The sequence below is a fragment of the Nocardia sp. NPDC023852 genome (assembly GCF_040639505.1).
Taxonomy (GTDB): Bacteria; Actinomycetota; Actinomycetes; order Mycobacteriales; family Mycobacteriaceae; genus Nocardia.
Genome location: NZ_JBFAAB010000002.1, coordinates 412,427 through 436,096, shown reverse-complemented (window position 1 = coordinate 436,096; position 23,670 = coordinate 412,427). Strand labels below are relative to the sequence as shown.

Annotated in this window: 23 protein-coding genes; 6 read left to right on the top strand and 17 right to left on the bottom strand. The window is 68.1% G+C overall.

The annotated features are described in order from the left end of the window. Positions 1-27: 27 nt before the first annotated feature. From metK to pyrR, 12 genes are all read right to left on the bottom strand, one after another. A complete protein-coding gene (metK, locus tag AB0H00_RS05725) occupies positions 28-1,242 on the bottom strand; it encodes a methionine adenosyltransferase (RefSeq protein WP_357261363.1) in 1,215 nt (404 codons plus the stop codon). A 232-nt stretch (positions 1,243-1,474) separates the two neighbouring features. Next, positions 1,475-2,698 carry a bifunctional phosphopantothenoylcysteine decarboxylase/phosphopantothenate--cysteine ligase CoaBC gene (coaBC, locus tag AB0H00_RS05720; RefSeq protein WP_357261360.1) on the bottom strand — a complete coding sequence of 408 codons (1,224 nt, stop codon included), beginning with the start codon at positions 2,696-2,698 and terminating at the stop codon, positions 1,475-1,477. Positions 2,699-2,740: 42 nt separating this feature from the next. Beyond that, a complete protein-coding gene (rpoZ, locus tag AB0H00_RS05715; RefSeq protein WP_357261357.1) occupies positions 2,741-3,022 on the bottom strand; it encodes a DNA-directed RNA polymerase subunit omega in 282 nt (93 codons plus the stop codon). 103 nt (positions 3,023-3,125) lie between these two features. Beyond that, complete coding sequence (gmk, locus tag AB0H00_RS05710; protein WP_357261354.1) at positions 3,126-3,710, bottom strand: guanylate kinase; 585 nt, start codon at positions 3,708-3,710, stop codon at positions 3,126-3,128. Between the two features lie 7 nt (positions 3,711-3,717). After that, a complete protein-coding gene (gene mihF, locus AB0H00_RS05705) occupies positions 3,718-4,038 on the bottom strand; it encodes an integration host factor, actinobacterial type (RefSeq protein WP_357261351.1) in 321 nt (106 codons plus the stop codon). 565 nt (positions 4,039-4,603) lie between these two features. Beyond that, positions 4,604-5,428, bottom strand: a complete 825-nt coding sequence (gene pyrF / locus AB0H00_RS05700; protein WP_357261348.1) for an orotidine-5'-phosphate decarboxylase — start codon at positions 5,426-5,428, stop codon at positions 4,604-4,606. Between the two features lie 28 nt (positions 5,429-5,456). Then, complete coding sequence (gene carB, locus AB0H00_RS05695) at positions 5,457-8,816, bottom strand: carbamoyl-phosphate synthase large subunit (protein ID WP_357261345.1); 3,360 nt, start codon at positions 8,814-8,816, stop codon at positions 5,457-5,459. Then, entirely contained in the window at positions 8,816-9,928 is a 1,113-nt protein-coding gene (gene carA / locus AB0H00_RS05690) for a glutamine-hydrolyzing carbamoyl-phosphate synthase small subunit (RefSeq protein ID WP_357261342.1), read from the bottom strand. The genes carB and carA overlap by 1 nt, the downstream gene beginning before the upstream one ends. Further along, a complete protein-coding gene (locus AB0H00_RS05685) occupies positions 9,925-10,446 on the bottom strand; it encodes a transporter (protein WP_357261339.1) in 522 nt (173 codons plus the stop codon). Before AB0H00_RS05685 ends, carA begins: the two co-directional genes overlap by 4 nt. Positions 10,447-10,677: 231 nt before the next feature. Then, complete coding sequence (locus AB0H00_RS05680; RefSeq protein ID WP_357262396.1) at positions 10,678-11,994, bottom strand: dihydroorotase; 1,317 nt, start codon at positions 11,992-11,994, stop codon at positions 10,678-10,680. A 17-nt stretch (positions 11,995-12,011) separates the two neighbouring features. Beyond that, entirely contained in the window at positions 12,012-12,971 is a 960-nt protein-coding gene (locus AB0H00_RS05675; RefSeq protein WP_357261336.1) for an aspartate carbamoyltransferase catalytic subunit, read from the bottom strand. A gap of 65 nt (positions 12,972-13,036) precedes the next feature. Beyond that, the gene (gene pyrR, locus AB0H00_RS05670) at positions 13,037-13,669 is read right to left on the bottom strand and encodes a bifunctional pyr operon transcriptional regulator/uracil phosphoribosyltransferase PyrR (RefSeq protein WP_357261333.1); all 633 of its coding nucleotides are present in this window, start codon (positions 13,667-13,669) and stop codon (positions 13,037-13,039) included. 201 nt (positions 13,670-13,870) lie between these two features. Between pyrR and AB0H00_RS05665 the strand changes: the two genes are divergently transcribed. The 3 genes from AB0H00_RS05665 to AB0H00_RS05655 all read left to right on the top strand — a co-directional run bounded on the left by AB0H00_RS05665 (position 13,871) and on the right by AB0H00_RS05655 (position 16,215). Then, positions 13,871-14,497, top strand: a complete 627-nt coding sequence (locus AB0H00_RS05665) for an alpha-ketoglutarate-dependent dioxygenase AlkB (RefSeq protein WP_357261330.1) — start codon at positions 13,871-13,873, stop codon at positions 14,495-14,497. 53 nt (positions 14,498-14,550) lie between these two features. Beyond that, positions 14,551-15,264: an HD domain-containing protein gene (locus AB0H00_RS05660; RefSeq protein ID WP_357261327.1), complete on the top strand. Its 714-nt coding sequence runs from the start codon at positions 14,551-14,553 to the stop codon at positions 15,262-15,264. A 129-nt stretch (positions 15,265-15,393) separates the two neighbouring features. Next, entirely contained in the window at positions 15,394-16,215 is an 822-nt protein-coding gene (locus AB0H00_RS05655) for a CPBP family intramembrane glutamic endopeptidase (protein WP_357261324.1), read from the top strand. 36 nt (positions 16,216-16,251) lie between these two features. Here the strand turns inward: AB0H00_RS05655 and AB0H00_RS05650 are convergent, their stop codons facing one another. Then, positions 16,252-16,827 (bottom strand): helix-turn-helix domain-containing protein, encoded by a 576-nt coding sequence (locus AB0H00_RS05650; protein ID WP_357261321.1) that lies wholly within the window; start codon positions 16,825-16,827, stop codon positions 16,252-16,254. A gap of 85 nt (positions 16,828-16,912) precedes the next feature. Here AB0H00_RS05650 and AB0H00_RS05645 point away from each other — a divergent pair, with 85 nt between their 5' ends. After that, positions 16,913-17,893: a zinc-binding dehydrogenase gene (locus tag AB0H00_RS05645; protein WP_357261318.1), complete on the top strand. Its 981-nt coding sequence runs from the start codon at positions 16,913-16,915 to the stop codon at positions 17,891-17,893. Positions 17,894-17,991: 98 nt separating this feature from the next. Beyond that, positions 17,992-19,164 carry a serpin family protein gene (locus AB0H00_RS05640; RefSeq protein WP_357261316.1) on the top strand — a complete coding sequence of 391 codons (1,173 nt, stop codon included), beginning with the start codon at positions 17,992-17,994 and terminating at the stop codon, positions 19,162-19,164. A 55-nt stretch (positions 19,165-19,219) separates the two neighbouring features. On the opposite strand, the gene AB0H00_RS05635 is transcribed toward AB0H00_RS05640, so the two are convergent. Continuing rightward, positions 19,220-20,452, bottom strand: coding sequence for an FAD-dependent oxidoreductase (locus tag AB0H00_RS05635; RefSeq protein ID WP_357261313.1), 1,233 nt, complete (start codon positions 20,450-20,452; stop codon positions 19,220-19,222). A gap of 106 nt (positions 20,453-20,558) precedes the next feature. Further along, positions 20,559-21,092 (bottom strand): DUF4334 domain-containing protein, encoded by a 534-nt coding sequence (locus AB0H00_RS05630; RefSeq protein WP_357261310.1) that lies wholly within the window; start codon positions 21,090-21,092, stop codon positions 20,559-20,561. A 446-nt stretch (positions 21,093-21,538) separates the two neighbouring features. On the opposite strand from AB0H00_RS05630, the gene AB0H00_RS05625 reads away from it, so the two are divergent. After that, positions 21,539-22,807: an SLC13 family permease gene (locus AB0H00_RS05625; protein WP_357261307.1), complete on the top strand. Its 1,269-nt coding sequence runs from the start codon at positions 21,539-21,541 to the stop codon at positions 22,805-22,807. 77 nt (positions 22,808-22,884) lie between these two features. On the opposite strand, the gene AB0H00_RS05620 is transcribed toward AB0H00_RS05625, so the two are convergent. Both AB0H00_RS05620 and nusB read right to left on the bottom strand, forming a co-directional pair. Then, positions 22,885-23,148 carry a YciI family protein gene (locus tag AB0H00_RS05620; RefSeq protein ID WP_357261305.1) on the bottom strand — a complete coding sequence of 88 codons (264 nt, stop codon included), beginning with the start codon at positions 23,146-23,148 and terminating at the stop codon, positions 22,885-22,887. Further along, positions 23,145-23,654 carry a transcription antitermination factor NusB gene (gene nusB, locus AB0H00_RS05615; protein WP_357261302.1) on the bottom strand — a complete coding sequence of 170 codons (510 nt, stop codon included), beginning with the start codon at positions 23,652-23,654 and terminating at the stop codon, positions 23,145-23,147. The genes AB0H00_RS05620 and nusB overlap by 4 nt, the downstream gene beginning before the upstream one ends. Positions 23,655-23,670 lie beyond the last annotated feature (16 nt).

Here is a 23,670-nt window from a genome sequence, read left to right as displayed (position 1 = left end):
GGGTTCGTTCACTCGGACCCGGTCGGGTTACAGGCCGACGGCCGCGCGCAGCTTGTCGGCGCGGTCGGTGTGCTCCCACGGAAGGTCGACGTCGGTACGGCCGAAGTGGCCGTACGCGGCGGTCGGCGCATAGATGGGGCGCAGCAGGTCGAGGTCGCGGATGATCGCGCCGGGGCGCAGGTCGAACACCTCGGTGATCGCCGTCGAGATGCGCAGCGGATCGACCTTCTCGGTGCCGAAGGTCTCCACGAACAGACCCACCGGTGCTGCCTTGCCGATCGCGTATGCCACCTGGACCTCCACACGCTCGGCCAGTTCGGCTGCGACGACGTTCTTCGCGACCCAGCGCATGGCATACGCGGCGGAGCGGTCCACCTTCGACGGGTCCTTGCCGGAGAACGCGCCGCCACCGTGACGTGCCATGCCGCCGTAGGTGTCCACGATGATCTTGCGGCCGGTCAGGCCCGCGTCGCCCATCGGGCCGCCGAGCACGAACTTGCCGGTCGGGTTGACCAGCAGGCGGATGTCGGAGGTGTCCAGGGGTGTGGGCAGTTCCAGGTCGGCCAGCACCGCGTCGACGACCTTCTCGCGGATGTCGGGCGCGAGCAGATTGTCCAGGTCGATGTCGGCGGCGTGCTGGGTGGAGATGACGACCGTGTCGAGGCGGATCGGGCGGTCGCCGTCGTATTCGATGGTGACTTGGGTCTTGCCGTCGGGACGCAGGTATGGCAGCACGCCGGACTTGCGGACCTCGGTGAGCCTGCGCGACAGCCGGTGCGCCAGTGCGATCGGCAGCGGCATCAGCTCAGGGGTGTCGATGGTGGCAAAGCCGAACATCAGGCCCTGATCGCCCGCACCCTGCCGCTCGATCTCGTCGTCGGAGCCGCCGACACGCGCTTCGTGCGAGGTGTCGACGCCCTGCGCGATATCCGGCGATTGCGCGCCGATCGCGATATTCACACCGCAAGAATTGCCGTCGAAACCCTTTGCGGACGAGTCGTATCCGATTTCCAGCACTTTTTCCCGGACAATTCGCGGGATATCCGCGTAAGCCGACGTGGTGACCTCACCCGCGACATGTACTTGACCGGTCGTCACGAGCGTTTCCACCGCGACCCGGCTGCGCGGGTCTTCCGCCAGCAACGCGTCGAGGATGGAATCACTGATGGCATCACAGATTTTGTCCGGATGACCTTCGGTCACGGACTCACTGGTAAAAAGCCGGCTGCCGGACGTGCGCACAGTTCTTCCCTCTCCCTCAACGGGTTGCTCGTATCGGCTTGCGACAGTAACGCGATGTCGCTACCGCGCAACCCTTACATTTCAGACTATTCCAAATCACCGACACGGCGGGCCCGTTGCCACGCCATAACCCAGGCGGCTGAAAACACAGTGTCTCCACCACGATGACGACACTACGGGGCCGCGAAGAACCAACCGATCAGCTGGCGATCATGGCAGGCACCCAGGTGGCTCAGCGCAACAACGCACTCAGCGCGTCGAGCACCCGGCTCGCAAGCAACGCCTTCGAGCCGTGATCGAGCGCCTGCTCGGTGCCGTCCGCGCCGAGCAGCCACCCGTCGTTGGTGTCCACCTCGAACGCCTTACCCTCGCCGACCGCGTTGACCACCAGCAGGTCGCACCCCTTGCGGGCGAGCTTTGCCCGCGCGTGGGTGAGGACATCGCCCTGCTCGTCACCGGTCTCGGCGGCGAAGCCGACGATCGCCGTGCCGGGTAACCGCCCGTCGCGCCGCGCCTGCACCAGCCCGGCGAGGATGTCGTCGGTCTTGGTCAGCTTGATGACGTCGGGCTCGCCCGCCCCCTTCTTGATCTTGGCGGCGGCCACGTTGGTCGGCCGGAAGTCGGCCACCGCGGCGGCCATGATCACCGCGTCGGCACCGACTGCGTGCTTGTCGACGGCGATCTTCAGCTGCTCGGCCGTGGTGATGTGCACCAAGTCGACAGCGGCGGGAGCGGCCATCTCGATCGTGTTGCCCGCGATCAGTGTCACCTGGGCGCCACGCTGTGCCGCCACTCGGGCGAGCGCGTAGCCCTGCTTACCGGAGCTGCGATTGCCGAGGAAACGCACCGGATCCAGCGGTTCCCTGGTGCCACCTGCCGTGATGACAACCCTGCGGCCCTCCAAATCGCGCGGGATCGCGTCGGCGCGCTCCCTGAGCAGCGACGCGAGGCCGAAGATCTCCTCGGGCTCGGGCAGCCGTCCCGGACCGGTGTCGGCGCCGGTGAGCCTGCCCGCCGCGGGCTCCATGACGATCGCACCGTGGGCGCGCAGCGCCGCGACATTGGCGACGGTGGCTGGATGCTCCCACATCTCGGTGTGCATCGCGGGCGCGAACAGGATCGGACATCGGGCCGTCAGCAATGTGGCGGTCAGCAGGTCGTCGGCGCGGCCGGACGCGGCGCGCGCCATGAGGTCGGCGGTTGCCGGTGCGATGACCACGAGGTCCGCCTCCTGGCCCAGCCGAACATGCGGAACCTCGGGCACGTCCGTGAACACGCCGGTGTGCACGGGGTTCCCGGACAGCGCCTCGAAGGTCGCCTTGCCGACGAACTGTAGCGCCGACTCGGTGGGGATCACCCGAACCTGATGTCCGGTCTCGGTGAACCGCCGGACCAGTGCGCATGCCTTGTACGCGGCGATCCCTCCGCCGACGCCGACGACGATCCGTGTGGTCACTACGCCTCCGGCCTAGTTGTGGTTACCGCGAACCCGGTTCGCTCACTCGCCTTCGGAGTGCTCGAGCAAGTCGGAGTGGATTTCCCGCATCGCTACCGACAGCGGCTTCTCCTGCAGTCCCGGCTCGACCAGCGGGCCGACATACTCGAGGATGCCGTCGCCGAGCTGGTTGTAGTAGTCGTTGATCTGGCGGGCCCGCTTGGCCGCGTAGATGACCAGGGCGTACTTGGACGAGGTGCGCTCCAGCAGCTCATCGATCGGCGGGTTGGTGAGGCCGACCGGCGTGTCGTAGGCGGGCGCGGTCTTGATGTCCGTACTGCTCACTAGGGAGGCTCCTGCTGTTTCGGATGTCGCACGAGCGGGGGGCCCTGCGTGGTTACGCAAGCTGCCTACTCCGGGCCCTGATCACTCATGCGCAAGGTGGGGGTCACGAACTCGAATTCGTGCTAACGAACAACGATACCAACTGCTCACAGGCGCTGGTCACCTCGTCGTTCACGATGACGATGTCGAACTCGTCACAGGCTGCCAATTCGGTCCTGGCGGTCTCCAGCCGACGCTCGATCACCTCGGGGGATTCGGTGCCGCGCGACCGCAGCCGGGCCACCAGCTCGTCCCAGCTCGGTGGGGCGAGGAACACCAGAATCGCCTCGGGGATTGCCCGGCGCACCGACCGCGCGCCCTCGAGATCCACCTCGACCAGTACCGGAAGGCCCTCCGCCAAGGCGGAGCGCACCGGACCGGCCGGGGTGCCCGAACGCTGCAGCCCGCCGTGAATGTCCGCCCACTCGAGCAGTTCGCCCGCCGCGATCATCGCGTCGAACTCAGCCCGGGTCACGAACCGGTAGTCGAGGCCGTCGACCTCCCCGGGCCGGGGGGCCCGGGTCGTTGCCGACACGCTGAAGACCAGGTGGGGCAGTCGCTCGCGGACACAACGGACCACAGTGGACTTGCCCACGGCCGAGGGGCCGACCAGTACAACCAGCCGACCCTTCTGCGTGTGTTCGACCACCCTGATGTCAGGCGTCGAAGTCGAACCGGGCCAGCAGCGCCTTACGCTGCCGATCTCCCAGTCCGCGCAGCCGCCGGGTGGAAGCGATCTCCAGCTCGCTCATGATTTCCGCCGCCTTGACCTTGCCCACCTTGGGCAGGGCCTCCAGCAGCGCCGACACCTTCATCTTGCCGAGGATCTCATCAGTCTCGGCGTCGGTGAGGACCTGCTTCAGGTTGGTGCCGCCACGCTTCAAGCGCTCCTTGAGCTCCGCCCGAGCGCGGCGAGCGGCAGCCGCCTTCTCCAAAGCAGCGGCGCGCTGCTCGTCAGTCAGCTGGGGAAGGGCCACGGTTCCTCCGTCTCATCGTTCATTGCATCAACTCCTGCCGGTAACCCGTGCAGTCTCAGCGACCGTACCCACGACGTCCGCCGATTGCGAACCCACCCCCCAGGTCAGCGCATGATTCCGGATGACGTAGACGCGTGTACGGTACCCCGCACATCCCGCCTCTGCCACCGCCCGGATCAGGCCGCGGAACCCACGAAATAACCCGCTAGCAGGGCTTTTTCAACAAACCGACTGGTTTGCTGGAGGGTTGCGACGGCGCGGCGCGGCGCGCCAGCAACCGGCCAGGCGCCCTACCAGGAACTTTCTCGAAATTTTCCGCGTGTCGCGACTTCTCACCGCGTGTCGGGCGTCACACTGTGCGATGCGCGCCGCGATTCGGTGAATTCGGTGCCGTACACGCGACGCCGCGTCGCCATAGGGCGATCGGCGCCCCCGGGGGCGCACTCCGGCCTCAAATGGGCCCAGAATGGCGTATAGCCCACGGCATGGGTACATGCGTGGGTGCCTCCGCACTCGCGATTGCCGGGCACCCCCAGGGGCCGCGCCTACGCGCCGGCCCTCGATGTCACTTCTGCAGGAACGCGAACGCGTCCTGGACCGCGCACAATCTGGCACGCAGTGCCGGGACGGTCGGTCCGTCGCGCAGAACCTCGCGCGAGACGTTCGGGACCACAGCCCGCAGCATCGGCGGGGGGACCAGGTCACGAATGGTTTCTGGACCCCCGCCCTGGGCGCCGACGCCCGGCATGAGGATCGGGCCGTTGAGCACGGAAAGGTCCGGTGCCTCGGTCAGCGTGGCGCCGACTACCACGCCCACCGATCCGAACTCCGCACCCGCATTACGGACCGCGGCCTCGTCGACCATCGTCTGAGCGATGGTGCGGCCTTCCGCCGTGACCGCCCGCTGCACCTGCGCCCCTTCTGGATTCGAGGTTGCCGCGAGTACGAAGACACCACGGTGGTTGTTCTCGGCGAGCGCCAAAGCCGGTGCCAGCGAACCGAATCCGAGATACGGCGAGACCGTCAGGGCGTCCGACCCGAGCGGACCGTTGCCCAGCCAGGTGCGCGCGTAGGCGTCCATGGTGGAGCCGATGTCGCCGCGCTTGGCGTCGGCGAGCACCAGGGTCCCCGAGGCGCGCAGCACATCGATGGTGCGCTCGAGCACGGCGATTCCGCCGGAACCGTAGGCCTCGAAGAACGCGACCTGCGGCTTGATCAGCGCGGCCAGGCCGTCGAAGGCCTCGACGCAGATCTCGGCGAACCGTTCGAGCCCCTCCACGTCCCCGGTCAGCCCCCAGGACCGCAGCAGTTCCGGATGCGGGTCGATGCCGACGCACACCGGGCCTGAATGCCGCATCGCGTGCCGCAACCGGCTGCCGAAGCTCTTCATCCCGTCTGCTCCGTCCTGCGTCGGCGACTCACCCACGCAGCACCGAGTGCAGTTCCTGCAGTGAGCGCACCCCGATACCGCCGTTGATGCCGGCCTCGATGCCCTGCACCGCGGCCGCCGCGCCCTGCACTGTGGTGATGCACGGAATGTTCACCCCAACGGCGGCGGTACGGATTTCGTAGCCGTCCACGCGCGGCCCCGAGTTGCCATAGGGGGTGTTGAACACCATGTCGATCTCACCGTCACGGATCTGCTCCACGATCGTCGGCTCGTCCGCGGGTCCTTCCTCGGAGTGCTTGCGCACTCGCTGGCACGGAATGCCGTTGCGGCGCAACATCTCGGCCGTTCCCTCGGTGGCGAGGATGCGGAAGCCGAGGTCGTGGAGGCGCTTCACCGGGAAGACCATCGCGCGCTTGTCCCGATTGGCGATCGAGACGAACACGGTGCCTTCGGTCGGCAGCGAGCCGTAGGCGGCGGTCTGGCTCTTGGCGAAGGCGGTGCCGAAGTCCGCGTCGATGCCCATCACCTCGCCGGTGGACTTCATCTCCGGGGACAGCAGCGAATCAACGCCGGAGCCGTCGGCACGAGGGAACCGATGGAACGGCAGCACCGCCTCCTTCACCGCCACCGGGGCGTCCAGCGCGACGTGTCCGCCATCGCCCTCGCTCGGCAGCATGCCCTCTTTGCGCAACTCGGCGATGGTGGCCCCGAGCATGATCCGAGCGGCGGCCTTGGCAAGCGGCACCGCGGTGGCTTTGGACACGAACGGAACGGTCCGGCTGGCACGCGGATTGGCCTCCAACACGTAGAGCACGTCGTCCTTGAGCGCGTACTGCACGTTGAGCAGGCCCTTGACACCGATGCCCTTGGCCAGCGCGACCGTGGAGCGACGCACCGCCTCGATATCGCTGCGGCCCAAGGTGATCGGCGGCAGCGCGCAGGCGGAGTCGCCGGAGTGGATGCCCGCCTCCTCGATGTGCTCCATCACACCGCCGAGGTAGACATCCTCGCCGTCGCACAACGCGTCGACGTCGATCTCGATCGCGTCCTCGAGGAACCGGTCGACCAGCACCGGATGCTCCGGGCTGACCTCGGTGGCGCGCGAGATGTAGCCCTCCAAAGACTCCTCGTCGTAGACGATCTCCATGCCGCGTCCGCCGAGCACGTAGGACGGGCGAACCAGCACCGGGTAGCCGATCTTCGCGGCGATCTTCTCAGCCTGCGCGAAGGTGGTCGCCGTGCCGTACTTGGGCGCGGGCAACCCGGCCGCGACGAGCACCTCGCCGAACTCGCCGCGGTCCTCGGCCAAGTCGATGGCGGCCGCGCTGGTGCCGACCACCGGAACGCCCGCCTCGGTCAACCGGTGCGCCAGACCCAGCGGAGTCTGCCCGCCGAGCTGCACGATGACGCCCGCGACCCGGCCGGACTCGGTCTCGGCGTGGTAGACCTCGAGCACGTCCTCGAAAGTCAGCGGCTCGAAATAGAGGCGGTCGGCGGTGTCGTAGTCGGTGGAGACGGTCTCCGGGTTGCAGTTGACCATCACGGTCTCGTACCCGGCCTGTGACAGCGTCTGCGCCGCGTGCACGCACGAGTAGTCGAACTCGATGCCCTGGCCGATCCGATTCGGGCCGGAGCCGAGGATGATCACCTTGTCACGGTCGCGCTGCGGCGCGACCTCGGACTCCGCCGCGGGATCGAGCTCGTAGGCCGAATAGTGATACGGGGTCTTGGCCTCGAACTCGGCGGCGCAAGTGTCGACGGTCTTGAAGACCGGGCGCACGCCGAGCCGGTGCCGCAGCGCACGCACACCGGTCTCCCCGGCCAGCTCGGGCCGCAGCGCGGCCAGCTGACGGTCGGACAGGCCGTAGTGCTTGGCTCGCCGCAGCAGCGGCTCGTCCAACACCGGTGCGTCGATGACCTCCTGGCGCAGCTCGACCAGACCGGCCACTTCCGCCACGAACCAGGGGTCGATGCCCGAGGCGGCGGCCACGTCCTCGATGCTCGCGCCGAGGCGCAGCGCCCGCTCGACCTGGTAGATACGGCCCTCGGTCGGGGTGCGCAGATCCGCCAGGATGGCCTCGACGGCCGAGGCAACCGCTTGCGGGTCGCCGCCTTCGGACGGAGCCCACCTTCCATCCTCTTGCGTCCAGAAGCCCGCGGCCTTGGTTTCCAGCGAGCGCAGCACCTTACCCAGTGCCTCGGAGAAGTTGCGACCGAGCGACATCGCCTCACCGACCGACTTCATGGTGGTGGTGAGGGTGGGGTCCGCGCCAGGGAACTTCTCGAACGCGAACCGCGGCGCTTTGACGACCACGTAGTCCAGGGTCGGCTCGAAGCAGGCCGGGGTTTCCTTGGTGATGTCGTTGACGATCTCGTCGAGTGTGTAGCCGATGGCCAGCTTGGCGGCGATCTTGGCGATCGGGAAGCCGGTTGCCTTGGACGCCAGCGCGGACGAACGCGAGACGCGCGGATTCATCTCGATGACGATCAGACGGCCGTCGCGCGGGTCCACCGCGAACTGGATATTGCAGCCGCCGGTGTCGACGCCGACCTCGCGCAGGATGGCGATGCCGAGGTCGCGCAGCTTCTGGTACTCGCGATCAGTGAGCGTCATGGCCGGGGCGACGGTGACCGAGTCACCGGTGTGCACGCCCATCGGGTCCACGTTCTCGATCGAACAGACCACCACGACGTTGTCACGGCCGTCACGCATCAGCTCGAGCTCGTATTCCTTCCAACCGAGGATGGACTCCTCGATGAGTACGTTCGCCGTCGGCGAGGCGGCGAGGCCGCCGCCCGCGATGCGGTCGAGGTCCTCGTCGTTGTATGCCATGCCGGAGCCGAGGCCGCCCATGGTGAACGACGGGCGCACCACGACGGGAAAGCCGAGATCGGCGACCGTCTCGCGGACCTCGTCCATCGTGAAGCAAACCCGCGAGCGTGCGCTCTCGCCGCCGACCTTGGCGACGATGTCCTTGAACTTCTGCCGGTCCTCACCGCGCTGGATGGCCTCGAAGTCGGCGCCGATCAGCTCGACGCCGTACTTCGCGAGCACGCCGCGCTCGTGCAGCGCAACCGCGGTGTTCAGCGCGGTCTGTCCGCCGAGGGTGGCGAGAAGAGCATCAATCGGAGCTCCTTTAGCCTTCTCTCTTTCCAGGACCTTCTCGACGAACTCCGGCGTGATCGGCTCCACGTAGGTGGAATCGGCGAACTCCGGGTCGGTCATGATGGTCGCCGGATTGGAGTTCACCAGCGACACGCGTAGGCCTTCGGCCCGCAGCACCCGGCACGCCTGGGTGCCGGAGTAGTCGAATTCGCACGCCTGGCCGATGACGATCGGGCCAGAGCCGATCACCAGGATGTGCTCGAGATCCTCGCGACGAGGCATCAGGCTCCTTCCATGAGACCGGCGAAACGGTCGAACAGATATGCGGCGTCGTGGGGCCCGGCGGCGGCCTCCGGGTGGTACTGCACGGAGAACGCGCGGCCGTCGACCAGCCGGACGCCTTCGACCGTGCCGTCGTTGGCGCAGACGTGGCTCACCTCGGCCGTGCCGAACGGGGTGTCGAACCGCTCGCCCTGCTCGCCCTCCAGCGCGAACCCGTGGTTCTGCGCGGTGATCGAGATCCGGCCGGTCTCGTGCTCGACCACCGGGATGTTGATGCCGCGGTGGCCGAACTTCATTTTGTAGGTGCTTCGGCCGAGCGCGCGGCCGAGGATCTGGTTGCCGAAGCAGATGCCGAACAGTGGAATTCCCCGCTCCAGCACTCCGCGGGTCAGCGCAACCGCGCCGTCGGCGGTGGCCGGATCGCCAGGGCCGTTGGAGAGGAATATGCCGTCGGGCTCCAGCTCGAGAAGCTGATCCAGCGGCGTGTTCGACGACACCACATGCACCCGCATACCGCGCTGGGCGAACATGCGCGGGGTATTGGTCTTGATGCCGAGGTCGACCGCGACAACCGTGCGGCGGTGCTCGCCATCCGGCTCGATGGTGTACAGCGCGTCGGTGCTCACCTCGCCCGCCAGATCGGCGCCCAGCATCGAGGGCTGGCCGTTGACCCTGGCCAGCAGCTCGTCGGCGGCGGAGAGCGCGTCCCCGGAGAAGATGCCTGCCTTCATCGAGCCGCGGCTGCGCAGGTGGCGCACAAGCGCACGGGTGTCGATGCCCGCGATGCCGACGACATGCTGACGCTCCAGCTCGTCCGGGAGGGTGGTGGTGGCCCGCCAGTTGGAGGCGCGCCGCGCCGGATCGCGCACAGCGTATCCGGCCACCCAGATCTTCGAAGACTCGTCGTCCTCGTCATTCCAGCCGGTGTTGCCGATCTGCGGCGCGGCGGCCACCACGATCTGGCGGTGATAGGACGGGTCGGTCAAAGTTTCCTGATACCCGGTCATCGCGGTGCAGAACACCGCCTCACCGAGCGTCTGGCCCACGGCGCCGTAGGCTCGGCCGCGGAACACCCGGCCGTCCTCCAGCACGAGCGCTGCTTCACCTGTCATCCCTCGTCATCTCCCGTCATCGTCCTGGTCTGATCCGCCGTCGAATGCTGCGTCCAAGCCGGGTAGACCGACTTGTCGTCGCCTCGGAAACCGGTATCGATCTCGGTCCCAGTGGGCAGCTTCCAGCGAATGACCAGCACACCATCTTGCGTCATCACCTTGCCTGCGTGGCCGCGTTCGGTGCGCACGGCCGTGATGGACTCCTGCGGAATCCACAGCACCATCGCGCCGTCGCGTTCGAGCAGAATCCCCCGTTCGAACCGCGTGAGTTCCGCTATGGCCCGGAAACCCAAGTCGCCCACCGTGATCCGGTCCTGCCAGCTGGGTGCGACAGTGCTGCCGAGATAGAGTCCGGTGGTCGGCTCCAGCACCTGAGCGCCAAGTTCAGCGGGTACGGCGGGAAGTTCACCGATGCGCGCCACCTGACGAGCCGCCCGGTTCTGCCAGCCCCGATACATCAGCCAGAGGCAGACGACGAACAGTGCCAGAAGGCCGACCACCCACAGCGTTCTTTCCACTCACGGACCTCCTGTGCTCGATCTGCAGCGGTCCCGGTGCCCTACGTGGTCACACTCCGCTACCACCTCCGCGGCCATCGCTCGCGCCGCGGTGCTCGATCTGCGGCGCTCCCGGTGCCCTGCGTGGTCACACTCCGCTACCACCTCCGGGCCCATCGCTCGCGCCGCGGTGTCCTGCCAGATACCCGCGCCCGGTCGGCTTCGGTAAGAGGGTGCGCCATGATCGCTCATCTACGCCTCCGCACGGTTCCCCACCGCTTTGCCTTCGCGCGCGGTCACCCGGCCCCGCAACAACGTCGTGGTGACTCGGGCCGGAAACGTCATCGCTTCGAACGGCGTGTTGTTCGAGATGCTGGCGAGCTCGGCCGCGCGCACCGTCCAGGTGGCGTTCGGGTCGACCAGCGTGAGGTTGGCCGGCTCGCCGACCTCGAGCGGCCTGCCGTGCTCGTCGAGGCCGACGATCTCGGCGGGACGCTCGCTCATCACCCGCGCGACGCCGCGCCAATCCAGCAGCCCCGGCTCGACCATGGTTCGCACGATGATCGACAACGCGGTCTCCAAGCCGAGCATGCCGGGGCGGGCTGCGGCGAACTCGCAGCACTTGTCCTGTTCGGCGTGTGGGGCGTGGTCGGTGGCGACGCAGTCGATGATCCCATCGGCCAGCGCCTGCCGCAGCGCGGCAGCGTCTGAGGCCTCGCGCAGCGGCGGGTTGACCTTGTTCACCGCGTCGTAGGTCTCCAGCCGCGAGTCGTCCAACAGCAGATGGTGCGGGGTGACTTCGGCGGTGATCGAAATACCCTGGGACTTCGCCCATTTGACCAATTCGACCGTGCCCGCGGTGGAGGCGTGGCAGATGTGCACCCGCGCACGCGCGTCGCGAGCCAGCAGCGCATCCCGTGCGACGATCGACTCCTCGGCCGCGCGCGGCCAGCCCGCCAGCCCGAGCCGGGCAGCGGTGGGGCCCTCGTGCGCGACAGCGCCCTTGGTCAGCCTCGGCTCCTCCGCGTGCTGGGCAATGAGCACGCCGAGCGAGTTCGCGTACTCCAGGGCGCGGCGCATGATCAGCGGGTCGTAGACGCAATGGCCGTCGTCGGAGAACATGCGCACCGCCCCGATACCCGCCGCCATGGTGCCCATCTCGGCGAGCTGCTTGCCCTCGAGCCCGACGGTGACCGCGCCGACCGGGTACACGTCGACCAGGCCGACCTCTTTGCCTCGTCGCCACACGTGATCGGTGACGACCACCGAGTCGGCGACCGGGCTGGTGTTGGCCATCGCGAACACCGCCGTGTACCCGCCGAGCGCGGCGGCGGCGGAACCGGACTCGATGGTCTCGGTGTCTTCCCGGCCCGGCTCGCGCAGGTGGGTGTGCAGGTCGACGAAGCCGGGCAGGAGAATCTGTCCCCGCGCGTCGATGACCTCGGCGTCCACGATCCCGAGATCCGTGCCGATCTGGCGGATCTCGCCGTCGGCGACGAGCACGTCGACCGGCTCGCCCTCGCCGTACAGCAGCGCACCCTTGATCAGCGCCGCGCTGTTCTCGGTCATGCTCATTGCTCGCGCGCTCATACGAGGGCCTCCTGTGTCCCGATGAGCAGGCGGAAGAGGACGGCCATGCGCATGTGCACTCCATTCGTGACCTGTTGCAGCACCGCGGCTTTCGGGGAATCCGCGACCGAGGACGCGATCTCCATGCCGCGCAGCATCGGACCGGGGTGCAGCACGACGGCGTGGTCGTCCAGCAGGGCCGACCTGCGTTCGGACAGCCCGTAGCTGATCGAGTATTCGCGGGCAGACGGGAAGAACCCGCCATTCATCCGCTCGGCCTGCACCCGAAGCATCAGCACCGCGTCGGCGCCGATCAGCTCGGCGTCCAGACTGTGCGATACGCGGGCAGGCCAGGTCTCGACGCCGACCGGCAGCAGTGTGCGCGGCGCGACAAGCACTACCTCGGCTCCGAGCGTGGCCAGCAGGAAGACGTTGGACCTGGCGACCCGGCTGTGCAGGATATCGCCGACAATGACGACCCGCTTGCCCTCGATGTCACCCAGCCGCTGCCGGAGGGTGAGCGCGTCCAGCAGTGCCTGGGTGGGGTGCTCGTGGGTACCATCGCCCGCGTTGACGACGGCCGGACCGGAGGCGCGGCCTTCCGAGACCGCCCACTCGTCCAACCAGCGCGCGATCTGGTGCGCCGCGCCGGAGGCCGGATGCCGCACGATCAGCGCGTCTGCGCCCGCGGCGTGCAGCGTCAGCGCGGTGTCACGCAGCGATTCGCCCTTGGAGACCGAGGAACTGCTCGCGCTGACGTTGATCACATCCGCGCTCATCCACTTGCCGGCGACCTCGAACGAGACCCGGGTGCGGGTGGAGTTCTCGTAAAAGACCGTCATCACGGTGCGCCCGCGCAGCGTGGGTAACTTGCGCACCTCGCGGCCGAGCAGCGCCTGTTCGAACCGTTCGGCTTCGTCGAGCAGTTCGGTCGCGGCGGCGCGATCGAGGCCGGCGACGGTCAGCAGATGCCTCACGCCCGGACCCCCATGGCCGTCACCGCGTCGACCAGGCGGGGCGAGGCTTCCCGTGTGCGGCCCATCTACGCCTCCTCTTGGTGCAGGTAGACGCCGTCGCGACCGTCGTGCTCGGTGAGCAGCACCGAGATGTCCTCAGATCGGTTGGTCGGCACGTTCTTGCCGACGTAGTCGGCGCGGATCGGCAGCTCACGGTGGCCCCGATCGATCAGCACCGCGAGCTGCACGCCACGCGGGCGGCCGAGATCGCGCAGGCCATCGAGCGCGGATCGGACGGTGCGACCGGAGAACAGGACGTCATCGACCAGGACGACCAACGCGTCCTCGATGCCCCCCTCGGGCACGGAGGTGCGCTCCAGGGGCCGGTGCGGCCGGCTGCGCAGGTCGTCGCGGTAGAGGGTGATGTCAAGGGAGCCGAGGGCCGGGCGGACGCCGGAGAACTCCTCGATCTTGTCGGTCAGCCGCGCCGCCAGCGTGGTGCCCCGGGTGGGAATGCCGATAAGCACCACACGCGGCGGTTCCGGCTCGCCCGCGTCCACCGCGGTCTTCTCGATGATCTGGTGCGCGATGCGCGCGATAGTCCGGCCGACATCGGAAGCCGACAACAGCTCCCGCCCCGCCGCCACCCACTCCGGGGTGTGTCGCTGCGATGTCTCGCCAGCGCCGGACTTGACGGCCCGCTCTTCGGGCACAGCCACGCCGACCTCCTTCCCCGCCTCACCGGACGGTCCGTTAAAGGATGTCTTACGACAAGCAGCGTAGCAGCGCCCGTTCCCCGGTTTCACCAGGCATATCACGCTGTGAGCCAGGCCACGGACGCGACTGTGAGATCGAACACTCAACGGACCCAGCACACTGAGGACTAGTACATATGTTCGATCGGAGATACGCTGGAAGCCATGTCGACACCGCTGCAGGGATCGCTGCTCGACGGGTTCGGCGCGATCGAATTCGGGCCGCTGCGGGAGATCCGCCGGACCGTGCTGGACCACGGAGCCTGGATCGATGTGCTGCCTGGATGGCTCTCCGGTGCGGACGCACTGTTCGACCGGCTGGTCGAGGACGTGCCGTGGAAAGCGGAGCGCAGGCCGATGTACGACCGGGTGGTCGACGTGCCCCGGCTGTTGAAGTTCTACGAGGAACAAGAACCGCTGCCGGATCCGGCCTTGGCCGACGCACGCACAGCGCTGAGCGACCATTATCGGCGCGAGCTCGGCGAACCGTTCCGGACGGCCGGGCTGTGCTACTACCGGGACGGGCACGACAGCGTCGCGTGGCACGGCGACACTTCCGGCCGGGGCGCGACAGAGGACACCATGGTCGCGATCGTGTCGATCGGGGCACCGAGGGCGCTGCTGCTTCGGCCGCGCGGAGGCGGCGCGAGCATCAAATACCTTGTGGGACATGGTGATCTACTGGTCATGGGCGGCTCGTGCCAGCGGACATGGGAGCATGCTGTGCCGAAGACCCGCAAACCCGCCGGACCGCGGATCAGCATCCAATTCCGCCCACGCGGCGTTCGGTAGTTCGTTGCCCGAACGTATTCTCGAGTGTCACCTGGCGACGTTAGATTGGCAGCATGAGCAATCCAGCGGCGGCCGTCTTGGCCGTGATGCCGCTGCACACGATCAGCGAGGTCTACGGCGAGTCCGGGCTGCGTGACCGACTCCTGCTGGAAATCGCCGAGCTGCCCGATATGGAACGTCTCGTCGCCGCGCTCGACTTGGCGGCCGATCTGCACCGCGAGGACCGCTATGGACGCGAACCATACCTCAATCATCTGCTGCGCGTGGCGATCCGGATCATCAGCCACTACGAGGTTCACGACCCCGACGTGGTCGCGGCCGGACTGCTGCACGACTCGGTGGAAGACCACGCGGCCGAGCTGGCCGCGGACCGTACCGGCCCGGCCGCACCGGCCGCGCTGCGCGAACTCACTGAGCGGTTCGGCGAGCGGGTGGCCGACCTCGTCGCCGCGGTGACCAATCCCGAACCAGACCCCTCGATCGACCGGCAGGCCCAGTACCGCGAGCATGTAGTGGCCAACCTGGACCGCGACCCTTGGGCCCGGATCATCAAGCTCTCCGACTTCACCGACAACGGCGTCGGCATCCTCTACGCGACCGGCCCCGCGATGCCCAAGCTCGCCGCCAAGTATCGCCCACTCACCGAGGTGTATCGCGAGTTGGTCAATCGGCCCGACACCCCCTTGGCCGACCACGTCAGGCAGCATATCCTGGGCCAACTCGACCGCGCGGACGAGCGCTTCAACGCCATTCTGGCGCGGGACTGAACCCGGATCACCGAGCCCGCGGCCGAATTCCACCGCAGCGCCGTCCTCTGTTCGGAGTACGTCCGACGCGCTCACCTCCACATCGCTCGCGCGTGGCAAGGTGGGAACCATCGGATGGAGCGGGAGATATTGCGACACAGACGAATCAAGCAGCTCTTCACGGCGACGGCAGCGGCGGCCTACCTCGCCGCGGCGGCGACGCTGGTCGTGACAGGTCACACCGCGCTGCGATACTCCGCCGATCACGACGACACACTGCCACTGTGGGCCGCATGGGCGCCGGTGCTCGGCGGGCTCGCCATCGCCTGGCTGGTGCCACCCGCAACCTCCGGGAGAGCTCAGCCCTCGGGCGCGAACGAGTCGGTGACCGTACGGCAGGCATCGGGGTTGTTCGCACTCGGCCTCACCTTTACCGTCGCCCTGTACCTCTCCCCCGGCGACGATCTGTGGTTCATCGGCCTCAAACTGGCTCTGCTCCTTGTAGTTCCGCTGCTCTTGCGGCTCGCGAGCTGGCATGAGTGGTATCGCGTCGACACGCACAGGCGCTGGCTGCGCGCGATCCCGGCGGTCTTGACGTTTGTGGCGCTGGCCAGCCTGCTCGGTCCAGGATTCACCGGCAGACCGCCGGCTCCGGTAACCATTCTGGTGGTATTTCTGGTGAACGCAGTTCTGGAGGAAGTCTTCTACCGGATCTGGCTTCAGACCCGCCTGGAGGCGATCTGCGGCCGCTGGCCCGCCATCATGTCGACCGCACTGCTGTGGGCATCCTGGCATGTAGCGCTGCACGGCGGTGCCGGATTCGCCATCGATCTGGCGACGGTGGTGGTTCGGCTCGGCGTCGACGGACTCTTCCTCGGCTACCTGTGGTCGCGCTACCGCAATCCCTGGCTGCTGTTCGTGGTGCACGGACTGATCAATGCGCCGATCACCATGCTCATGTCCATGGCGTGAGCGAGCGACCAGCAAGCGAGTCGCAGGCGTACGCGGCTAGGCCGCGCGCAGCACCGATTCGACAAGTTCGCGGACTCCGGCCAGCAGCCGAGAGGTCTCGCCCGCGCGGACCATGCGCGGCACCAGCTCACCGCTGAGCGAGCCGAGCAGCAGTCGGCCGACCACCTCGGCGTCCAGATCCGGACGCGCCTCACGCAGCAACGTGGTGATGTGGTTGTCCCAGAACGCGTGGAACTCCGCGGTCCGTGGATGCGGTGGCACGGTGCGATAGGCGACCATCAGCTCGGAATTGTCGATCACCAACCGCGCCATCGCATCGAAGTAGGCGATCAGGCGCGTATCGGCGGGCGCGCCGGGCCCCAGCGGCGGCGGGCCGCTGGTGATCGCGTTCATCAGAGTGAGCGCACTCTGGGCGACCATCTCGTGCAGCAGCCCGGCGCGATTGCCGAAACGGTGAAAAATTGTCCCCTTCCCCACCCCGGCGGCGGCCGCCACGCGGTCCATGGTGATCGCCTCGGCGCCGTGCTCGGCGAGCAGGGCGGTGGTCGCGTCCAGGATCGCGCGCCGGTTGCGCGCCGCATCCGCCCGTTCCCTCGGTCGCCCGTCGGTCATCGCTCCCGCTTTCATTGACAAGTTGACCGACGGTCCATATCGTTACAAACATAACTGGACCGACAGTCAATTTATGGAGTTTGTGATGCAGGCAATCGTAATGACGGCGCCTGGAGGACCGGACGTGCTCGTCGCCACAGAGATCCCGGCCCCGCGGGCGGGCGCCGACGAGGTGGTGATCCGCGCCGAGGCGATCCCGGTGCTGTTCCCGGAGACCAAGCTGCGCTCCGGCGAGTTCCCGCTCGGCGCGCAGCCGCCGCTGGTGTTCGGATTCCAGGCCGCCGGCGAGGTCACCGAGGTCGGCGCGGACGTCGATCCGGCACTGATCGGGCAGCGAGTCGTCGTAGACAGCAAGGGTTTCGGCGCCTACGCCGAATTCGTCGCCGCGCAGGCGGATTCCGTGACGCCGATTCCGGACGGATTGTCCTCGGCGGACGCGGTGGCGGTGCTGATGAACGGGTCGGTGGCGATTCCGCTACTGGAGACCGCCGCGCTCACCGGTGCCGAGACGGTCCTGATCGAGGCGGCCGCCACGGGCATCGGCAGCGCCCTGACACAACTCGCCGAGGAGTACGGCGCGGCCCGCGTCATCGCGACGGCCGGTGGTCCGGGGAAGGCGAAACAGGCCCGCAAGCTCGGCGCCGACCAGGTGATCGACCACAATGACCCGGCGTGGACCGCCCGGCTGCGCGAAGACCTCGGCGGCGCAACCGTGGACGTGGTCTTCGACTCTATCGGCGGCACGACCGCCTTGGACCTGCTCGACCTCATGACGCCCCTGCGCGGCCGGATGCTGAGTTACGGCTGGTTGGCCGGCGCACCCGCGCAGGTATCGGCGAGCGACCTGATCATGCGCGGCCTCACCTTCACCGGTTGCGCCGGACCCGCCTGGCTGGGCCGGGTAGCCCGAGCGCGCGCCGACGTTCTGACCCTCGCAGCGGAGGGCAGACTAGATCCGCTGGTCGAAGCGATCCTGCCGCTGGATCAAGCCAGCCGGGCGCACCAGCTGCTGGAGGATCGGACACCGCTGGGCAAGATCGTGCTGCGTCCAGGGCTCAGCGGCTAGCAGGGCCGGCTACGGCGTCCACCCGGCCGTCCGCAAGGACGGGTGACGCGTTTATGGAACGTCGCGAGCAGGGCAGCGCCGTCGTTAAGGTGGGTTTCGTGCAGACTTCTCTGGCACCCCATATCGGTGCAGCCAATGCGCTGACAGCGCGATGGTGTGCGGAGGTCCGTGAGGGCGACTTCGTGGTGTCCGGCGCCGGGGTGTGGCCGTTGCTGGCGTTGCTCGCGTCAGCGGCAGAAGGTCGGGCGCGGGAGGAGTTGGCGCAGGCGGTCGGAGTGCCCGCGGAGGCGGGGCAGGACGGCGCGCTGCGGTTGCTGCGCGACCTCGACCGCGCACAGGCGGTCTGCGCGGCGCTCGGAACGTGGGTGCGCCGTGATCTTCCGCTGCACGAGGCGTGGTCGGGGCGCTTGCCCACGGGCACCGTCGCACGGTTGGCCGGGCAGGACGTGCTCGACGCCTGGGCGGCCCGGCATACCGACGGGCTCATCGAGCGATTCCCGCTCGCGGTGGATCCGAACACGCTGCTGGTACTCGCGACCGCGCTCGTCGCGAAGACCCGGTGGCGCGTGCCGTTCGAGGTCGGCACGCTGCTACCGAAGAACGGCCCGTGGCAAGGACATCGCGGACCCGGGTTGTCACGCACGAGCAGTGATCTGAGCAATGCCGTGATCCTGGACGCGCCCGAGCCCGTCACGCGTGTCGTCGTCGAGGGCGTCACCGACCTCGACGTGCACCTCCTGATCGGGGCGGGCGCTCCGGGTGGCGTCCTCGGAACGGGTCTGGCCGCCTTGGCCGACGCGGTACCGATACGCACCGATCTGCCGGTCGGTATCGAAGCGCCAGGGCTGACCGTGCGCACCGAAACGATCATGTCGAACACCGACCAGCTGCGGATCCAGCTGCCACCCTTCGAGATTCGATCGAGCCACGATCTGCTCGCCGGATCCGACCTGTTCGGGCTTGCCACCGCGGCCGACTGCACCCGTGGTCATTTCCCCGCGATCTCCACGGTGCCGCTGTGTGTCGGCCAGGGCGCCCAAGAGGTCCTCGCACGGTTCACGCACGAGGGTTTCGAGGCCGCCGCGGTCACCGCGTTATCCCTGCGCTACGCCAGCGCGGCACTGCGGCGGCAGCGCGTGACCGTTGTCTCCGCGACATTCGACCGGCCGTTCGGCTTCCTCGCCGTGCATCGGCCGACGGGCATGGCGGTCGTCGCGGGATGGGTTGCCACGCTGCCGGATTCGGCGCCCGCTACCGACACTTCGCGGTAGAAGGAAGGTCTCGCAGCAGATCGCATAGCCTGGCACGGGATGGCGGGCGGCGGGGTCAGGCCGGACGGCGAGCGAAATCCGGTGCGTGCTCCGGCAGGGCGCCGCGAGCAACCAGGAATGGTGGGACGCTGCGCAACACGGGAACCCGGCGCAGGATGCGGACCGGCAGTGGTGCGCGCGTGGCGGTGGCGATGTCGATCCGTCCGTCGAGGGCTGGGGCGATCGCACTGGCGTGCAGGAAGCGCTGCATTCCCTGCGTCACGACGGTGGGGAAGGTCCTCCGGCGCTGCACCTTCGCCAGTTCCCTGGTCCCGACCGTGCCGGAGAGCAACGGTGCGGCCAGAACTCGCGCCGCCGCCACGGCGTCCTGCACCGCCAGATTGATGCCGACACCGCCGACCGGGGACATCGCGTGGGCCGCGTCGCCGAGGCAGAGCAGACCGTTGGTATACCACTTGGTCAGGCGGTCGAGCTTCACCTCCAACAGCTTCACCTCGTCCCAGCTGGTCAACGCGTCGACACGGTCGCGAAGCCAGGGGGCGGCGTCGGCCATGGTGCGCATGATGTCCCCGACCGGACCGCCCCGCGCGACCTCGTCGGCGCCCTTGGCGATCAGCGTCCCACACTGCCAGTAGTCGCCACGGTCGAGCAACACCGCCGCACGGTGGGCGGTGACGATCGGAAGCGCGCCCGCCGGGTCGGTCTCGGCGCGTGGCAGGCGAAACCACCACACATCCATCGGGGTGGGCCACTTCCTGCTCGGCAGTCCCGCGGCAGACCGCAGCACGGAGGCGCGTCCGTCGCAGGCCACGGTGAGCTCGGCCTCGATCGTGCCGGTCGTGCCGTCGGCGGTCCGGTAGGCGACGCCGCCCACCTTGCCGTCGGTCCAGATCAAGTCGGTGGCCTCGGTGGTCATCCGCAGCCGGAAGGTCGGCTCCGGCGAGGCGGCGCGCGCGAGCAGGTCCAGCAGATCCCATTGCGGCACCATGGCGATGTACTTGTGCTTGCCCGGCAGGTTCTTCAGCGTGACCAAGGTCTGCATGCCGCCAGCGGTCGGCAGCTGTACCTGATCCACCTTGCGCGCGGGCAGTTTCGCGAACTCCGCGCCGAGGCCAAGCTCGTCGAGCAGGTCGAGTGTGGTCGGATGCACGGTGTCCCCGCGGAAGTCACGCAGGAAGTCCTTGTGCTTCTCCAGCACGGTTACCTCGACGCCGGCGCGCGCCAGCAGCAGTCCGAGAATCATTCCGGCCGGCCCACCACCGACCACCAGGCAGGTCGTGCGCTCCATCGACTGTCTCTCCCTCGGTCGCCGCCGCAAAGGTATCGCCTGCTCGGGCAAATCCTAATGCGAGGCGTGCCGCGCCGGACCGGATCGAAGGCGGCCCGCGCGGAACTCAACCGATGTCTCTCCGCAGGATGAAGAAGTACGGCTCGGTCATACCGCGCAGATCCATCACACCGAGCAGGGTGTGCTCGTCCGCGCGCCGGAAGTGATCGATGATAGGCAGATGGTCGTAGACCATCGCGGCACTGGCCACGCCGCGGTACTCGATGTCGCGCAAACGAGCTGTGGACTTGCGGGTTCGCAGCGCGGGCCGGAGATAAGGCAGCATCCGCCGCATGGCACGCACCCCCGACAGCGGCACCCGCCCGGCCAGCCCGAGTGGAATCCGGCGCGGGTCGACGGGGAACACAGTGCCGCGCGCGGTGAAGAGCAATGGGTGCACGTCGTCCGGCCCGTCGAACTGCTTGCCGTACCACCCGGAGGCGACGAGTACGCCGTCGAACGGATGCCCGGTAGGCAGTTCGTCACCGCGCCAGCGCCCGGTCGTGATCTCCTCGACCCGGGCCGCAGGCAAGCGGTCGAACAGTACCCATGCCTCCGCCGCAGTGCGGATGTTCAGTGCATTCAGCTCGTTCGCGGCCATGGCTCCACTCCTCACGGATAGCAACATTGCGAGAGATAATCTATCTGTCTCTCGGAGCCGCGGCGTCTATCGGAAAGTGACCGACTCGGGCAGGTGTTGTCCAGCTCGCCGGACTCCCACCGCGACAACCTGATGACGGGCCAGCAGAGGCCGGCGATATTGCCCTCGAACTTGCCCCGGCCGTCCGACCCGAGTGCGGTCTGGATCGCGGGCGCCGTCCGGGTCCAGTTCACCGGGAGCATCCAGAGTTCGCGTTGCCGTCGGCGCCGCCGGTCGCAGTCCACCTGACCGGTGGAACGCCAACGACGGCCCCGGAGCGCGTCGTGCGCAGCCACCCAACGGAATCGCACAACCGGTGGCTGTGACGTGCGTCCGCCCACCCTGCTATGTACACCAACATTAGAGCCCCGGACCGCAGACAAGAGGCCCAGCTGAAATGTTGCATGATGGCGGGCGTGTCTCAACAGGTCGACTCCTCCGAGCGGAACCCGCCCTCGCGGGCCATTGCGCCGCCGTCCGGCCCGAAGGGACGGCTCAGCGTCATCGATGGGGTCCGGCTCTCGTTGTTGCTGGTCGGACTGCTGTGTGTGCTCACCGGACTGCTGCCGCGAGCGGAGGCCGCCGCGAACATGCGTCGCATCGGCCCGCTACTGCTGTTCCTCGGCAGCGTGATCGTGCTGGCCGAGCTGACCAGGCAGGCCAAGGTCTTCGACGTCATCGCCCACCGCCTCGCGATCCTCGGTCGCGGCCACTACCCGGCGCTGTTCTTCCTGTGCGTGCTGTTCGCCTCGGCCACCACGATCCTGCTGAACCTCGATACCACGGCCGTGCTGATCGCACCCGTGATGCTGGCGCTCGCGACGCCCGCCCGGATTCCGCCGCTGCCGTTGGCCATGACCACCCTGTGGCTGGCCAACACCGCGAGTCTGCTGCTTCCGGTCTCCAACCTCACCAATCTGCTCGCCGCCGACCGGGTGGCAATGACCGCGACCGGGTTCGCGGCGAGAATGTGGGCACCGCAACTGGTTTCGATCGCCGTGACAATGCTGTGCCTGTGGATCTGGTACTGGCGGCGCGGACGACGCCAGGCGGACCGCTACGTGCCACCCCAGCCGATCCACCCAGCAAACTTCCGGGAGCGTGCGCTGCTGTTCACTACGGCGGGAGCATGTCTGCTCTTCATCCTCGCGATCCCCATCCTCGGCGACCGAATCGGCATCGCGGCCGCCATCGCCGCGGCCATCGCGGTGGCGGCCTTCGCCGTGTTCGACCGTGCCGCGCTGCGGCTGTCGCTCATCCCGTGGCAGCTGCTCGTCTTCGTGATCGGATTATTCCTTGTGGTGCCGACCCTGAGCCGATTCGGCCTCGATCACCTGATGCGTGCACTGATCGGCACCGACCCCGGCGCGGCAGGCACTTACCGGGCCGCCGCAGCGGGCGCTGCCCTCTCGAACCTCGCCAACAACCTTCCTGCCTACACCGCGGGTGAGGCGGTCGTCCCGGCGGCGAACCGGAATCAGCTACTCGCGTTGCTGATCGGCACCAACATCGGCTCGGTCGTCACACCGTGGGCCTCGCTCGCCACGCTGCTGTGCCTGGAATTCTGCCGAACGCACAACGTCCGCGTCCCCATGTCGCGGTTCGTCCTCACCGGCATCGCCCTCGCCGTCGTCGCCACAACCGGGGCGGTCGTCGCACTGCTGGCAACGGGTTAGCCGGGCTCGCGGCCAGACCGCCGACCATCACGTCGGCTTCGAGCGCCTTCACCTGGCCCACCTCACACCTGCGGAACTCACGTCGGAGTGGTGATCTCCCACTCATAGACTGTCAGTTCCGAGGAGCCGGTGGTGTGCACGGGATCGGTGAAAGCGATCTCCCGTGCAGCATCGAGGTTTTCGGCAAAGATGACGTACGCGCCGCCGGTATCGTCGGTGAAACGGCCACTCTCCTGCAGCTGCCCCCGCTCGACGAGCTGCTCGAGGAACTGCTTGTGCGGCTCGATCACGGCGGCATCGAACCGCGGCGTCCGCATCACCAGCACGAGGTACTTGTTCACGACTCCGGCTCCTGGCGCGGGGCGCGAGTCGCGGCGGCCGCGGCGCGCACCTGCGGCGCCACCAGGACAACCTGGCCGAGTACACCGTTGACGAAGGACGGGGAGTCATCGGTAGACAACTCCTTGGCCAGCTCCACGGCCTCGTCCACGGCCACCACCGGGGGGACGTCACCCGCATGGAACAACTCCCACACCGCGATACGCAGGATGGCGCGGTCCACGGCCGGAAGCCGCGACAACGTCCAGTCCTGCAGATAAGACTCGATGGTGCCGTCCACCCGGTCCAGGTCGTCGGCGACGCCCTCGACCAGGGTGCGCGTGTAGGCGTGCACCGGCGCGACCGCCTGGTCGCGGGTGGCCAACTCGGCTCGCTCGTCGAGCAGGTCGGCGGCGTCGATATCCCTGGCCTCTGCCTCGAACAGCAGGTCGACCGCCCGGCGGCGGGCCTTGTGCCGCGCGCCGAGCTTCTTGAACGAGGACTTCTTGTCCACAGGCTGTTCCGTCACGGTCACAGATCCCGGT

Coding starts and splice junctions, on each gene's coding strand:
- pyrF (WP_357261348.1), bottom strand. CDS start 5,428: ATGAAGAGCTTCGGCAGCCGGTTGCGGCACGCGATGCGGCATTCAGGC.
- carB (WP_357261345.1), bottom strand. CDS start 8,816: ATGCCTCGTCGCGAGGATCTCGAGCACATCCTGGTGATCGGCTCTGGC.
- carA (WP_357261342.1), bottom strand. CDS start 9,928: ATGACAGGTGAAGCAGCGCTCGTGCTGGAGGACGGCCGGGTGTTCCGC.
- AB0H00_RS05680 (WP_357262396.1), bottom strand. CDS start 11,994: ATGACCGAGAACAGCGCGGCGCTGATCAAGGGTGCGCTGCTGTACGGC.
- AB0H00_RS05665 (WP_357261330.1), top strand. CDS start 13,871: ATGTCGACACCGCTGCAGGGATCGCTGCTCGACGGGTTCGGCGCGATC.
- AB0H00_RS05660 (WP_357261327.1), top strand. CDS start 14,551: ATGAGCAATCCAGCGGCGGCCGTCTTGGCCGTGATGCCGCTGCACACG.
- AB0H00_RS05650 (WP_357261321.1), bottom strand. CDS start 16,827: ATGACCGACGGGCGACCGAGGGAACGGGCGGATGCGGCGCGCAACCGG.
- AB0H00_RS05645 (WP_357261318.1), top strand. CDS start 16,913: ATGCAGGCAATCGTAATGACGGCGCCTGGAGGACCGGACGTGCTCGTC.
- AB0H00_RS05635 (WP_357261313.1), bottom strand. CDS start 20,452: ATGGAGCGCACGACCTGCCTGGTGGTCGGTGGTGGGCCGGCCGGAATG.
- AB0H00_RS05630 (WP_357261310.1), bottom strand. CDS start 21,092: ATGGCCGCGAACGAGCTGAATGCACTGAACATCCGCACTGCGGCGGAG.
- AB0H00_RS05625 (WP_357261307.1), top strand. CDS start 21,539: ATGGCGGGCGTGTCTCAACAGGTCGACTCCTCCGAGCGGAACCCGCCC.